The sequence below is a fragment of the Anaerococcus lactolyticus ATCC 51172 genome, assembly GCF_000156575.1.
GTDB lineage: Bacteria > Bacillota > Clostridia > Tissierellales > Peptoniphilaceae > Anaerococcus > Anaerococcus lactolyticus.
This window is the reverse complement of record NZ_GG666049.1, coordinates 53241-68036: the sequence shown is the minus strand read 5'-3', so window position 1 is coordinate 68036 and position 14796 is coordinate 53241. Positions and strand designations below refer to the sequence as shown.

Genomic DNA, 14796 nt, shown 5'->3' with positions numbered 1-14796 from the left:
AAGGCTCAGTGCCTAACAAAAAGTAATAATAGAAAAGGAATTAAGATGTCAAGATTTAGAAGGTCGGTTGCTATAGACCTTGGTACAGCAAGTGTGCTTGTTTTTATTAATAACAAAGGAATAGTTTTAAACGAACCATCTGTCATAGCTATTGATGTCCTATCTGATGAAATCCTTGCTGTGGGTAGTGAGGCTAAGAAGCTTATCGGGAGGGCTGGTGGCAATGTTTCTTGCATTATGCCTATGAGAGAAGGCGTTATTGCAGATTTTAAGGCTACCGAGAGGATGCTTGATTATTTCCTTAATAAGTCTGTTAAGAAGTCTCTTTTTAAGCCTGATCTTTTAATTTGTGTGCCAGCAAGATCTACCCAGGTCGAGAAGCGTGCCGTCATCCAGGCTGCTGAAAATGCTGGAGCTCACAGGACTTACCTTATTGAGGAGCCACTTGCAGCTGCGCTTGGGGCAGGAGTTGATATAACAGATCCTAAGGGAACTATGGTTGTGGATGTAGGTGGTGGCACCTCTGATATAGCAGTTATTTCCATGGGACAAATCATAGCCTCTAGGTCAGTTGAATCTGCAGGTAGGAGCTTTGATAGGATTATTAAAGATATGATTAGGTCTCGATATGGACTTTTAATCGGTGATACTTCTGCAGAAGCTATTAAGGAAGCGGCTGACAGCCTAGGCCCTGAAGATTCTTTTGAGGTTAAGGGTAGAAATGTGACCAACGCTCTTCCAGCCAAGGTTTATATACCAGTCAGTGAACTAAAGGATGCCCTTAGGGGCGAGATTGACAAGGTTGTAGAGGGAATCAAAAAGGTTCTTGAAGTGACACCACCAGAGCTAGCATCAGATATTTTCGATAGGGAAATAATCTTAACTGGTGGCGCATCAAATACAATTGGCCTTAAGGATAGGATAGAAGAGAAGTTTCAAATTAGGGTGAAAATTGCTGAAAACCCACAGGAATGTGTGATTAAAGGCACAGCCAAAGCCCTAAATTGGATTGATAGTCTAGATGAAAATAGGAACGAAGCGATGAAAGCGAAGCAAGAAGAAAAAGAAGCTTTTGAAAAACTTAGGAGAAGATAATGACAAAAAAATTAGTATTAGTAAGACATGGACAAAGTGAATGGAACCTAGCTAACAAGTTTACAGGTTGGGTAGATGTAGACCTTTCTGACAAGGGTGTAGAAGAAGCCAAAGAAGCTGGTAGAAAAATTAAGGAAGCTGGCATTAGATTTGACCACGCTCATACATCTGTTCTAAAAAGAGCAATCAAGACTTGTAACTTTGTTCTAGAATATTCTGATCAAATGTATGTTCCACAAAGCAAAACTTATAGACTTAACGAAAGACACTACGGTGCTCTTCAAGGCCTAAACAAGGCAGAAACAGCAGAAAAATATGGTGACGAACAAGTTCATATTTGGAGAAGATCTTATGATACTCTTCCACCAGAAATTTCTGAAGAAGAAAAGGAAAAACAAGCACATTTACCAATGTTTGCCCACCTTCCAAAAGATGTTATTCCAGGAGCTGAAAACTTAAAAGTTACTCTTGAAAGAGTGCTACCATATTATTTTGACTCAATCGCTCCAGAACTTCTTGAAGGCGAAACAGTGCTTGTAGCAGCTCACGGCAACAGCCTAAGAGCCCTAGCAAAACACCTTGAAAAGATTTCTGATGATGACATCATGGACTTAGAGATCCCAACTGGTCAACCACTTGTTTACGAACTTGATGATGAGCTTAATGTAATCAAAAAATATTACCTATAATAAAAAAATAAGGGCCTTGCATAATACTTGCAAGGTCTTTTAGATTTTTCTTGACAGGTTTTCAAAATTTTGTTAGGATAAATTGTCACTAGATAAGTTATAGATAAGCAAACAAAAATTTATCTATTTTTTTAAAAAAAATTTACATAAAAAATTTTTAATAAGGACAGTAATAGCCGGACTTAATCTATAAAAAAATAGCAAATGAACTATTTAAATCTTTAACTTAATCTGGATTCATTTATTTATAAATATAATTACAAAAAATCGAAAAAAATCATTGACTTTATTTTACTAAGGTAATATGATAATTAATACAGTGATATGAAAAGAGGAAGAGATGAGAATAGCATCAATTGAAAATGAAAATGGAGTTTCCAGTTTAATAAATTCTCATTTTGATAAAAATGAGGTTGTTGTTGAGAAAATTGAATCTATGGACGAGCTTTTGTTTAAGGATTGTAGCATCTATGACTTGATTCTTGTGGACATGACTCACAATAGGTGCCTTCAATTTATCCAGTACATAAAGCAAAAAATGAATATTCCTGTTATCTACCTAACAGAAAGATATCAGAAAAATCCTTATGAGCAGGAGCTTGATGATAAGGATTTCGTTATCCATTCCTACACACGTGAGGAATTTATTGATGATATTTTCAATAAGGTGGAGGAGCTATCCAAGTCTGAAGTGATAGACCTTGGAGCATGCACCCTAGATGAGGCGAATGGTATCTTTAAAGTGGGCAATAAGATTCTTGATCTTACAAGGTCAGAGCTTGAAATTTGTTCAATTTTAATCCACAATATGGCAAAAATCTTATCCAAGGAAGACATTGTCGAGGAAATGGGAAAAAGAAACCTAGCGACAACACCAAGATCTGTTAGAGAACATATTAGAAAGATTAGAGTTGAATTTAAGAAGGCAGACCTAGAGCCTATCGACACCATCACAGCCAAGGGATATAGGTGGGCACTTGAATCTTTGACCAGAAAATAAATAAATTTGACAAAAAGCAAAAGTTTTCATATAATATAAGCAGAAATTAAATAGATATTAGCAATGCAATGACATTGCTTCTTCAGGGAAAGGTGCAATTCCTTAACCGGCAGTTATAGTCTGCGAGTCCTAGGACCGATTTGGTGAAATTCCAAAACCGACAGTATAGTCTGGATGGAAGAAGATATTATAGCTTTTTTCGTGCCCTGATTTGTGGGCATTTTTTATTGCCCAAAGGGAGGTATTATGAACAAAACAAAATCTATTTCATTGAACAACGTAGTTAAAATTGGTATTTTATCAGCACTTGCCTTTATTTTGATGTTTTTCCAAGTGCCAATTCCAATAGCCCCACCTTTTATGAGAGTGGACCTCGCAGACGTGCCAGCCCTTGTTGGTGGTTTTGCCATGGGACCTTGGGCAGGAGTTGCTATTCAATTAGTTAAAAATATCCTCAACTTAACAAAGACACAAACTGTTGGCGTTGGTGAATTATCAAACTTTATAGTTGGTGCAAGCTTCGTTTTTGTAGCAGCTTCTATTTATAAAAATAAAAAGACAAAGAAAACTGCAATCTTTGCCCTATTCTGTGGAGTAATAGCAATGACAGCTATAGCTACACTTTCAAATGCTTTTGTAGTATTCCCAGCCTATGGTAAGGCAATGGGCGTCGACCTAAACGCTTTTGCAGGCCAAGTACCAGGCAACCCATTAGTAAGGTCTTATGTTAGCCTTATGCTATTTTCAATAGTTCCATTTAATATTGTTAAGGGTACTGCAGCAGCCTTTGTCACAGACCTAATCTACAAGAGGGTCTCTCCAATTTTGAAACTAAAATAAGTAATCTTACATTATTATCCAACAAAATATTCTGTTTAACGAAAAGCACCTACTCCTGGGTGCTTTTTGAATTTGCATGAAAATGTGAAAAAAACAATTATTAATGAAAAAAGTGGTATAATATTTAGAACGAAAGGCTTTTTATGGTAATAGAAAACTTAAATGATTTAGAAAAATTTGCATATAGCTTAGCGCCCCTCCTAAAAGAGGGCGATGTTATAAATTTAATTGGCGACATGGGTGCAGGCAAAACCACCCTTGTAAACTCTCTAGCAAGGTTTTTTAATATATACGATTCATCTTCGCCAACCTTTGCCATAGTCAACATCTATGATGGAGATATACGTATCTACCACTTGGACTTATACAGGTTTGAAAGTCCTGATGACCTCTTGGATATTGACTTTGAGACCTATTTTTATCCCGAATCCGCCATTACTTTCCTAGAATGGGCAGAAAATGGCGAGGGTTATTTGCCGGATGATATGATAAATATAAGGATAGACAAGCTTGGGCCATCTACTAGAGAAATAACAATCCTCAACGATACAGAAAGGGCGAAAGAGATAAATGATTTACTTGGCAATTGATACATCAACCATGATATCTACTGTGACTGTGGCAGATGATAAGGAAATTATAGGCGACTTTAATGTCAACCAGTCAAAGACTCATTCAGAAAGTCTGGTGCCAATGATAGAAAATCTTCTAGACCTCTTGGGTATGAAGGTGGCAGACGTTGATAAATTTGTAATCGCTGACGGGCCTGGCTCTTTTACGGGTCTTAGGATAGGTATGACTATTGCCAAAACCCTAGCCCAGGTCGAAAAAAAAGACCTTCTTACTATCTCAACCCTAAAAGCTATGGCAGCAGGATCAATTTCCCAAAGAGCAAAGCTTGCCCTAATTGATGCGAGAGCAACCAGGGTCTATGCTGGATTATATGATCAAAATTTAGAGCAAATCATACCAGAAAATCTTTATGAAATTGACGATTTGGCAAAAATTGTAAACGAAAAAGGCCTTGAGATAGAAATGATTGGTCTTTTAAATGATAAGTATTTTGATAAGTTTGAAAGGGCCTTTAAGGCACCAATCAACCTTAATAACTGTATAGGCAAAAACCTTATAAGGCTTGCCCAAGAAGAAGGCTTAGAGGCGAGGCCCCTATATGAAATCAGCCCAAACTATCTTAGAAAAAGCCAAGCAGAAAGGGAGTTTAAAAAGAAATGATTAGAAAAATGAATCTTGAAGACGCTGACAGGGTCTATCAGATTGAGAATGAATCGTTTTTTGAACCCTGGAGCAAAAAAAGACTCCTAAAAGAATTTGAAGAAAACTCCTTCCTCAAACATTTTGTCTACGAAAAAGACGGGAAGGTTATTGGTTTTTACATAATTTCCTGCATATCAGACTTGGTTGAAATATTCACCATAGCAATTGATAAGGACTACAGGGGCCAGGGAATTGGATCAGAGCTTTTGGAGCATTTGATACAAGTTGCGAAGGATAATGGAGCCAAAGAAATTTGGCTTGAAGCCTCAACAAGAAATGAAGCTGCAGTAAACCTCTATCAAAAATATGGTTTCAACATCCAGTCTACAAGGAAAAACTACTATCAAAAAACAGGCGAAGACGCCTATAATATGATAAGGACTCTTTTATGAAAGATTTTTATACCCTTGCTATAGAGACATCTTGCGATGATTCTTCTGTGGCAATTTTGAAAAACGAAAGAGAAGTTTTAACAAATTTAATATCAAGTCAAATCGACATCCACGCTCTTTTTGGTGGTGTGGTGCCAGAAATCGCATCAAGAAAACACCTCGAAGCCATAAATCCTTTGATAGATAAGGCTTTGGAAGAGGCAAATATCACCTATGCTGATCTAGATTTGATAACTGTAACCAAGGGGCCAGGTCTTATTGGTTCACTTTTGGTAGGAATATCTGCTGCCAAGGCTCTAGCTCTTGCAACTGGCCTTCCCCTTGTGGGTGCCAACCACATGAAGGGCCACATTTGTGCAAACTATCTTTCAAATAAGGACTTAAAACCACCCTTTGTCTGCCTAGTTGTATCAGGAGGCCATACATATTTGTGTAAGGTGAAGGACTATAATGACATAGAAGTTGTGGGTTCGACCAGGGACGATGCTGCTGGCGAATCTTTCGACAAGGTCGCAAGGAAAATCGGACTCGGCTACCCAGGTGGTCCAAAAATCGATAAGCTAGCCAAGAAAGGAAATCCAAAAGCTATTGATTTTCCAAGGGTCATGCTTGAAAAAGGTTCCTACGATTTTTCTTTTTCGGGCCTTAAAACAGCAGTTTTAAACTATGCCCACAACGAAGAACAAAAGGGAGAAGAGATAAATAAGGCAGACCTAGCGGCATCTTTTCAGGATGCAGTGGTAGATGTCCTAGTTGAAAAATCTCTCATGCTCCTAGAGGAAACTGGCTACAAACAATTCGCTATATCTGGTGGTGTTGCAGCCAATTCAAGGCTTAGGGCGAGGATGGAAGAAGAACTAGCGAAAAGAGACATCAAGTTTTACTACCCAGACCTCATCCTTTGCACAGACAACGCAGCAATGATTGCCATGGCAGGCTACCTAGACTACAAGGATGGCGTGCGTGACACCACCTTTATGAAAGTTTATCCAAATTTGGACCTATGATATGAGAAAAAGGAAAAAAATCACAGACTTAAAAAAATATAATAAAATCAACCTCGCCTCATCCATTATTTGGATTTTGGTTGGCATAGGTATTATTGGTTTTGGCTTCTATTATAAGGAAATCCTCGAAAAAATCTTTGGATTTTTGGCCATCATTATTGGGATAAGTAGTATTAGTGTGAGGAAAAAACCAACAGTAATCAAACGCTATGAGGACAGAAGGCTCTTTGTCTTGGCAGGGCTTTTAGTAATCTATTCCCTAGTCAATCCTTTGGGCAATATTGCCATTATCTTTGACATATTTAAGAGGGACTTTGCAATGAGGAGAGACTTCAATGAGAAGGCTTAGGAAATACTTACTAGCTACATTCTTTGTTGCGCTTATGCTTATCTCAACTTCTTGCGTCAAAAGAAGAATGGCCTATCTTGAAAGAAAAAAACTTGCCAAGGAAAATACTGGCAAGACTATGGACACTCATACAGGGGTTTTTTATCCAGAAAATATCACCGATTTTAGTGTTGATGAATATTTAAAATGGTATAAGGACCTCAAAGAGCCACCCCACCTTCAGCTAGCAAGCTTTGAAAATCCAAAAAAACTTACAAATGCGGAGATGGTTGGCGACTTCGAATACCTATTTAAGGAATTAAAGGAATCTTATCCTTTTTTTGGAGTTCTCAAACGTAAATATGAAGTGGACTTTCTCAAAAACCACGATGCCTACTTAAAAAAGGTGAGAGCTTGCAAAAATGACGGGGAATTTATAAAAGTCCTCAATGAAGTGATGGCAGACTTGCACAACTACCACGCCAAAATCGCCGACTCGGCATATGTAGATCAGACCTTGAAATACTATTCTCAAAATTGGAACCAACCATCAATCTACTATGAATTTTTAAACCTAAATAGGCAGGTAGTGAGAAATAGGTACGGGTTAGAAGGTGTTCAATCTCAAAGTGCATCGGCAAGTGTCAAAAGAAAGCAGGAAAAAAAGTCCAAGGGCGATAGCAAGGCAAATATTAGCCTTGAAGACCATGGGGACCTTGCGATTTTGAAAATTTCCCAGATGGGTGATATGAATAACGAAAAGGACCAAAAGGTTCTAGATGAATTTTTGAGAAATAAACATATGTATAAGGCGCTAGTCATTGATATTAGAAACAATGTTGGTGGAAACATGGAATATTGGCAGAGTTTCCTCTTGCCAAAATTAACCAAAAATCCTAAGCAAGTCATAAACCATATGTTTTTCAAAGACTCAGCTAAAACCAGGCTTCTTTTGCAAGATAACACCCTCAACATGGAAAATCTTTCAAATGTTGACATAACAGGCATAAGGCTCGACCACGCCGAAGATCTAAAGGACTTTGCCTACTATATCAAGGATACAATCACGATAAATCCTGATGAAACAAAGAGGGATAATGGCTACGAAGGGCCAATATTTCTTTTGGTAGATGAAAATGTATTTTCAGCGGCGGAAGGCTTTGCATCCTTCATCAAACATACAGAATTTGCCACCATAGTCGGCACTCAAACCGGAGGCGATGGGATTACTCTAGGGGTAATAAATTCAGTCCTACCAAACTCAGGGCTTGTCTTTACCTACACTAACACCCTAGGCTACGACCCATCAGGTGAAATCAACGAAGAAGACCCAACCAAACCGGACATAGAAAGTGCTTCCTATAGGCAATCTATAGAAACAATCGAAAACATGATAGAAAATTAAAGAAAGTTCCACGAAAGTGGGGCTTTTTTTGGTCCAGTAAGGCAAATAAACCCAAAGAGCCCAAGCGCCGTCCCGACAGAAGGAGTAAAGCGACTGACGAGACTAACTATCGGAAGTCAAGTAAAAATTAATAAATTAAAATACATAATAATTTGAATAAAATCCTAAATTATTCAACGCTAATAGACTTCCGTTAGGTTGAATAACGAAATTTGGGCATGACAAATAAGCTATCACTTTTGACAGCTTAAAAATTGTATAATATTTTTTAAATCATTAATTTTTTTGACTTATAAATTTTTGATTAGTCTTTAGAAGATGAAATATTACTCTGGTCAATTTCCTAGCCACATGGGTTAAGGCTACATAATGATGTTTGCCTTCGCTTTTCTTTTTCTCGTAATAGAGTCTAAACGTTTCATCATTTTGGCATATGAGAAAGGCTGCTAGGAATAGAGCATCCCTTAAATATGAACTTCCTCTTTTACTCATACTACTGTAGGATGAATTCATTGTTCCTGATTGGTTAATTGATGGATCAAGTCCTGCATAGGCTAAGAGTTTGCTTGGGCTCACAAAATTATCTATGTTTTCTATCTCAGCTATTAGACTAGGTCCTATCTCAATACCTACGCCAGGCATAGTCATTATTGGATTATCCATTTCATTCAAAAGTAGTTTGATTTGCTCATTAACTTCATCAATTTGTTCTATTAGAAATTCTAAGGCCTTGATATCTTGAACTAATCTAAAAGATACAGCAGGTGAATTAATACCTATAGACTTCCTTGCAGCCTCCCTAATTTCTATGGCTCTCTCCTTAGAATTATTGCCATTAGAAGCCTTTTTAATTAGGTTAGTTATTCTAGTGAGGTTAGCCTTAGCTATCTTATCTGCTGATGGATGTTCTTTTAATACTTCTAAGGTGTATTTACAGAATACATCCTTACAGACTTTAGCTAATTCAGGAAATATTAAATCTATGTATCCAACAATAGCATTTTTAAGCTTAATCCTGTCATTTTTTAAAGAAGATTTGTATCTAGTTAGTGACTTAAGTTCGTAATTATGATACAATTCATTATGAGTAGGATTAGAGTCAGTAGCTCTTAGAAGCTTTGCAATGAAGAAAGCATCAACCTTATCGGTTTTTGTATTTCTAAAACTATCAGCCTTTCTGTAAAGACTAGTTTGATAAGGGTTAAAGAAATGAATGTTAAAATTCAAATCTAGTAGAAATCTTGAAAGATTAAGATGATAGTGACCGGTGGACTCTAATCCTATTCTAATTTTATCCTTATCAAAATCAGAAAGTTTTCTCAGCAAATACTCAAAACCATCTTTAGAATTCTTAATTTCAAAATGACCCCCCTTATCAAAGTTATTCTCATCAGCAAGATAGCAGTTATGCTTAAACTTAGAAACATCAATACCCAAATAGATCATAGAAAACTCCTTAAAAATTATTGTTGTGCGTCCACATAAGTTATGCCTCGTATCCTTGTACAATAAATCGTCTAGCGATATCTAACTAATTAACAAAAAAACATAGTTATGTGGTTGTAGTCTCGTCGCAATAGTCAAAGCTATAGGGACCTCATACACATTCCACAACACTATGTTTAATGTATAGTATTCCATTGTTTTTTCCATAGAATGACTATGGTTATATGATACAAGGGACCTCATAAACTCAGGACCAGAATGGACAAAGGAGCCCATCCACTTATTAAGTATTTCTTAATAACTGAACTATTAAGTAATTCTTAAGAGTTGAACTATTAGGGAATTCCTAAAAGTTGGCATAATTAATGTATGTTAACCACAAGATTTAATTTTCCTACCAGTAAATCTTAGTTGTAGCTACAAAACCCATAAATAATAATGTCAGGATATGCGATTGTTCCAAAAATTACATTTAATAGTTTATTAACATGCGAGTTAGATTTTTTATAGGATTTTTCATCTTTGAAATTTTTATTTTATCAGTTATTGTTGAAAATTAGTATAACAACAATATAATGGTACTAAATAAATCCTAAAATTAAACTATAAATACACTAATATAATACTAAAAATAGTATTTAGGAGCGACTAATATGAAATGCGATAGTAATTTAATTTATCTAGACACATATGTACTGCAAAAGGATATGAGAATAAGATTACCTAAAAACATTGTGGAGAATTTACAAGTAAAAGAAGGTATTACGGAATTTAAGATATATTGTGATGTAAAAAATTTACAATTGATATTAAAAAAAGTTGATTGTAACAAAAATTAATAGGTATAAAATTTATGAATAAAGAAATCAAAATTGCATCTTTGTTTTCTGGAGTGGGAGGTTTTGAAGAAGGTCTTAGGTTAGCTAAAATAGACTTTGATTTAGTTTTTGCTTCTGAAATAGATAGGTTTGCTCAAAAGTCCTATTCATCTAATTTTGACACAGATAACTTATATGGCGACATTACTAAAATTAATGAGAAAAATATACCAGATCATGATTTGTTATTGGCTGGATTCCCTTGTCAATCATTCAGTATAGCTGGAAAAAGGAAAGGATTTGAGGACACAAGAGGAACGCTTTTTTATGATGTTGCAAGAATTCTTAATGAAAAAAAACCAAAATTATTTCTATTAGAAAATGTAAAGAATTTAATCAGCCATGATAGCAGCAGAACAATTAAACAAATGTTAAAAATCTTAAATGATCTTAATTATACTGTAGATTTTACAATTATTAATTCTGTTGAATCAGGTGTCCCTCAAAATAGGGAAAGAACTTATATTTGTGGCATATACAATTTTGAAAATGATAAGTATCTGCCAGATTCAAGAAATTTTAAGGTTAATAAGCTTAAAGAAAAACTTAATAAATCGAATTTTAATGGTTTTAACTTTTTTAATTCATTAATATTTGATTCTAAGCAAATTTATATAGAAGATATAATAGATAAATCAGTTGATACAAAATATTATTTAGACAATCCTAAATTAAATGAATATATCAATAATTATAATATTGATTATGGTATAGAAAATGAAAAAAGAATTATTAAGATATTAGATATTCCGAGGGAAATTCATAATGATTTAGAAAGACAAAGGAGAGTTTACTCTATAAAAGGGATATCTCCCACTATATTAGCAAGGTCTGATTCAGCTAAAATAATGGTCATGAAAGATGGAGAATATAAAATAAGAAAAATGACGCCTGATGAAAATTTTTCTATACAAGGTTTTGATAAAAAATTTATAAAAAATATTAGAAAATCTGGTATAAGTGATACTCAAATGTATAAGCAATCAGGTAATGCTGTTAGTCCTCCTGTGATAGCAGGAATAGTAGAAAAGCTAATAGAGGAGTATATGTAAGATGTATAAATTTATAGATTTATTTTGTGGCATAGGGGGATTTAGGATAGCATTCGAAAATTTAGGATGTAAATGTGTATTTTCTAGCGATATAGATGTTTATGCTAGAGAAACTTACAATGATAATTTTGGAGAATATCCTGCAGGTGACATAATTAAGGTAGATGCCGAGACCATTCCTAATCACGATATCCTTTGTGCTGGATTTCCCTGTCAGCCATTTTCAATTGCAGGCAAAAGGATGGGATTTGAAGATGCAAGAGGAACATTATTTTTTGAAGTTGCACGTATATTAAAAGCCAAAAGACCAAAGGCTTTTATATTAGAAAATGTTGCAGGTTTAGTTAGTCATGATAATGGAAATACATTAGGCACTATTATAAATATACTTAATGAATTGGATTATAAAGTTGTTTGGAAATTATTAAATGCTAAAAATTATGGAATACCACAAAATAGGAATAGATGGTATTGCGTTGGAGTAGATAAAAATCACAAAGAATTAAACTTAGATGATGTATTTCCTGGTATATGTGAGCTTAGATATACTTTAAAGGATGTAATTGATTGCGAATATAAGGAAGATTATCAAATATCACAAATAGCTCGTAATAATATAGAAAAACATATAGGTTTATATCTTGAAAAGAATCAATTAACTTTTATTGACGAAGAGCCAATTATAGCTAATAACATAAGGTCATCCAAAGTATCCTTTAGTTCTAGTGGTATATCTCCTTGTTTAACTGCAAAAATGGGCACGGGTGGAAATAATGTACCTGTAATTGTTGATTTAAATAGAAAACTTACTACTGAAGAGTGTTTGAAATTAATGGGATTTCCAGATACATTTAAAATAAAACCTAATTATAGTCAAAGTTATAAGCAAATAGGAAATAGTGTTGTGGTACCTATTGTTGAGAGTATAGGGGGACGACTTTTGAAATTAATAAATTAGGAGCACAGTGTAATGTGTGCTCCTTTGTTTTAAATTGGTTTGATTATTATTGTATATTTCCCCTTACTTCGTCCGGATCCATTATCAATTTTGTATGGAGGATAGTATTCGTCGGTTAATGATCCATTTCTATAAATAAAATTTATAAAATAAGGATCATCAAACCATCCCTTACCTGTGAATAAGGCTTGTTTTAATTTTTTGTTATTTTCAATAGTTTTCTCAAGCAATTCTTTTGTGGATTTTTTTAAAATTTTTAATGACTCATAATCTAATAAGCTCCTTACTGTTATATTAAATTTAGATTTTGCAAATTCTATAAATTTAATTTCATCTATGTTCAGATTCTTTGCAATACTAGAATTTTCATTGACCTTATTTTCTGTACAATAAAAAATCATTGTGGCGCATAAATAGCTTGTATTTTCAAGATAGTCTTTGAATGCGGAAATAAAATTAGGTACTGTTAGTTTTGTAAGTGTATATTTTTTAGAATTAACTTGTTTTACAGAAATTCCTGAATTTGGTATAATTTTGTAATTAGAAATATTTGCTAAATCAGATTCTGTTAATTGGTATTCGTTTTTTAGCATAAAATCCTTATTTAAAGGGTTTTTAGTTTCTATAATGTAATTGTCAGATTTGCACATTACTTTTTTCTTAGCGTTTCTAGAATACTTATGCCCCTCAACTTTAATGATATAGTAGTTTCCGTATTTTTTTAAATTAAGCTTAGTATTTATAAAACTCCAGAACTTGTGATTTTTATTCTTGTTCATCATTTTTGAAAAATTAAATTCTTCTAAATTACCTTCATAGGTGCCTATATTTGATGTTTTTGATAACATTAGGGTTTGAATATCTTCTTCTAAGGTTCCGTATTTAAATTGGATGTTTCCACGTTTGCTCGCTCCAGATTCTGTTCCTTTTTTATCGGCATTGTATATTTGTAAAGACATTCTACCAACATTAAAGGTGTTGCTATTTAAACAATAATTTAGATTATAATCAAGTATATCTTTTTGAGAAATCCATATACCATTTATTGAGGTTCCATGGTAAATGTAATTGACCTCATTATTAGTTTTGCCAAGAAATAATGCTCTTTTTATTATTTCTTTTGCATTAATGTTTAAGAAATTTTGAATAATTTTATGCTCTTTCGGATATAAATTTTTAAATTCTCTAGTAGAATAACGACCGATAACAAAACCATAAGAATCTTTAATTACTGGGGCGCTACCATTTAAGGTTCCGTCGCCCCATATCAATAATTTTAAGCAATTATAAATAGATTCATCAGCAATAATAATATTTTTGTTGTTCCTTATCCAGCTTATAAATGAATCTACACTTTCTTGATGTACACTATTTCCTGATCCCATTTTGGTACTTATACCAAATTGTTGATTTCCTATTTCAATATAGAAATCTGGCTTAACATTGATTTTTTTATTTGTATATGGGTCGACTTGTCTGGTTGCTATATATGCTTTAATTGTCATATTATTATTAGATATACTGTAATCTTCGCAAATTTGTTGTATGAATCTTTTTAAATGTGTATTTAGGTTTTTTAATGTCTTTTCATTTAATGCGTTCACCAATTCCTTTTCATTAGAAAATCCATGAGAATTATCTCCAGTTATATGTTCTTTTTTCATTTTTACCTCCAATTACTAAATTTTAATAATTATTTTATATTTATGTATGTATAAATATTTATAGAATAATTAATCTTAGAAAAATAATTTCAGTTTGTATAATATAAAATATACACTAAATAATGATTATTTTTAATATCGATTGATAATACAATTATATCATTTATGAGAATTATAGAAAAAATAAGTTTTTAATATATTAAAATGGAACTTAAAAATTTATAGTGGGTGGATTTATTAAAATGCTATAGGATAGTGAAGATTTTCGATTTACTTTTGCTAAGTTTGTGTATGGGTCGGCTGTTTTTGCCTTGTCTTCTTCTGTTATTCATAACCTCTACCTTTACTTTTTTTAGCAAATTTCTGGAACAAGTCGTAAATTTCTTGGATAGGAGTTTTATGTATTTTCTATCTTCTTCATTTGTTTTGTGGAAGCTAAATGAGCGTAATTTTACAATTAAAAAGCTGATTTCCTTTAGCTAGTTTTTAGATCTAACATTTGGAGATCAGTTCAATGTGCCGGGGTTTTTAATATCATATTTAAGCAAAAATAGGCAAAATAAGCTAATACTAATAGACAAGTCCCCATTTACTTGATAGAATATAGGAAAAGTAATTTCTTTTTTTAAATTAATAAAATATTTTAACGAGGCTTATGGTTTATAATATAGAACAATTTAAAAACTTAATAAATGTGGTCTTTTTGATATAATAAGCTTACAATGCCGGGGTGGTGATTGGCCACCCATCACAAAAAAGCGAGAGTA

The 14796-nt window shown here is 33.6% G+C and carries 14 protein-coding genes and 1 riboswitch; of the genes, 12 read left to right on the top strand and 2 right to left on the bottom strand.

All coding sequences use genetic code 11. The features are described from left to right. Positions 1-45: 45 nt before the first annotated feature. The 10 genes from HMPREF0072_RS08345 to HMPREF0072_RS08300 all read left to right on the top strand — a co-directional run bounded on the left by HMPREF0072_RS08345 (position 46) and on the right by HMPREF0072_RS08300 (position 8031). Positions 46-1095, top strand: coding sequence for a rod shape-determining protein (locus HMPREF0072_RS08345; RefSeq protein WP_037326258.1), 1050 nt, complete (start codon positions 46-48; stop codon positions 1093-1095). Continuing rightward, complete coding sequence (gpmA, locus tag HMPREF0072_RS08340; protein ID WP_004829189.1) at positions 1095-1784, top strand: 2,3-diphosphoglycerate-dependent phosphoglycerate mutase; 690 nt, start codon at positions 1095-1097, stop codon at positions 1782-1784. The genes HMPREF0072_RS08345 and gpmA overlap by 1 nt, the downstream gene beginning before the upstream one ends. A gap of 340 nt (positions 1785-2124) precedes the next feature. Further along, positions 2125-2784, top strand: a complete 660-nt coding sequence (locus HMPREF0072_RS08335; protein ID WP_004829188.1) for a winged helix-turn-helix domain-containing protein — start codon at positions 2125-2127, stop codon at positions 2782-2784. A gap of 74 nt (positions 2785-2858) precedes the next feature. Then, a riboswitch (FMN riboswitch) is annotated at positions 2859-2974 on the top strand. Positions 2975-3030: 56 nt separating this feature from the next. After that, positions 3031-3624, top strand: coding sequence for an ECF transporter S component (locus HMPREF0072_RS08330; protein WP_037326266.1), 594 nt, complete (start codon positions 3031-3033; stop codon positions 3622-3624). A 143-nt stretch (positions 3625-3767) separates the two neighbouring features. Continuing rightward, on the top strand, positions 3768-4214 hold the full coding sequence (tsaE, locus tag HMPREF0072_RS08325; protein ID WP_004829186.1) for a tRNA (adenosine(37)-N6)-threonylcarbamoyltransferase complex ATPase subunit type 1 TsaE: 447 nt from the start codon (positions 3768-3770) through the stop codon (positions 4212-4214). Then, positions 4195-4857: a tRNA (adenosine(37)-N6)-threonylcarbamoyltransferase complex dimerization subunit type 1 TsaB gene (gene tsaB / locus HMPREF0072_RS08320; protein WP_004829185.1), complete on the top strand. Its 663-nt coding sequence runs from the start codon at positions 4195-4197 to the stop codon at positions 4855-4857. The genes tsaE and tsaB overlap by 20 nt, the downstream gene beginning before the upstream one ends. Next, positions 4854-5291: a ribosomal protein S18-alanine N-acetyltransferase gene (gene rimI / locus HMPREF0072_RS08315; RefSeq protein ID WP_004829184.1), complete on the top strand. Its 438-nt coding sequence runs from the start codon at positions 4854-4856 to the stop codon at positions 5289-5291. The genes tsaB and rimI overlap by 4 nt, the downstream gene beginning before the upstream one ends. Then, positions 5288-6298 (top strand): tRNA (adenosine(37)-N6)-threonylcarbamoyltransferase complex transferase subunit TsaD, encoded by a 1011-nt coding sequence (gene tsaD / locus HMPREF0072_RS08310; RefSeq protein ID WP_004829181.1) that lies wholly within the window; start codon positions 5288-5290, stop codon positions 6296-6298. Before rimI ends, tsaD begins: the two co-directional genes overlap by 4 nt. A 1-nt stretch (position 6299) precedes the next feature. Beyond that, positions 6300-6647, top strand: a complete 348-nt coding sequence (locus HMPREF0072_RS08305) for a hypothetical protein (protein WP_004829178.1) — start codon at positions 6300-6302, stop codon at positions 6645-6647. Next, the gene (locus HMPREF0072_RS08300; RefSeq protein ID WP_004829175.1) at positions 6634-8031 is read left to right on the top strand and encodes a S41 family peptidase; all 1398 of its coding nucleotides are present in this window, start codon (positions 6634-6636) and stop codon (positions 8029-8031) included. The genes HMPREF0072_RS08305 and HMPREF0072_RS08300 overlap by 14 nt, the downstream gene beginning before the upstream one ends. Positions 8032-8307: 276 nt before the next feature. Here HMPREF0072_RS08300 and HMPREF0072_RS08295 read toward each other — a convergent pair whose 3' ends face one another. Next, a complete protein-coding gene (locus HMPREF0072_RS08295) occupies positions 8308-9477 on the bottom strand; it encodes an IS110 family RNA-guided transposase (RefSeq protein ID WP_004829174.1) in 1170 nt (389 codons plus the stop codon). A gap of 853 nt (positions 9478-10330) precedes the next feature. Between HMPREF0072_RS08295 and dcm the strand changes: the two genes are divergently transcribed. Both dcm and HMPREF0072_RS08280 read left to right on the top strand, forming a co-directional pair. Beyond that, entirely contained in the window at positions 10331-11407 is a 1077-nt protein-coding gene (gene dcm, locus HMPREF0072_RS08285) for a DNA (cytosine-5-)-methyltransferase (protein WP_004829170.1), read from the top strand. Between the two features lies 1 nt (position 11408). Continuing rightward, positions 11409-12365, top strand: a complete 957-nt coding sequence (locus HMPREF0072_RS08280; protein WP_004829169.1) for a DNA cytosine methyltransferase — start codon at positions 11409-11411, stop codon at positions 12363-12365. A 29-nt stretch (positions 12366-12394) separates the two neighbouring features. Here the strand turns inward: HMPREF0072_RS08280 and HMPREF0072_RS08275 are convergent, their stop codons facing one another. Continuing rightward, positions 12395-14029, bottom strand: coding sequence for a hypothetical protein (locus HMPREF0072_RS08275; RefSeq protein ID WP_004829166.1), 1635 nt, complete (start codon positions 14027-14029; stop codon positions 12395-12397). Positions 14030-14796: the final 767 nt, after the last annotated feature.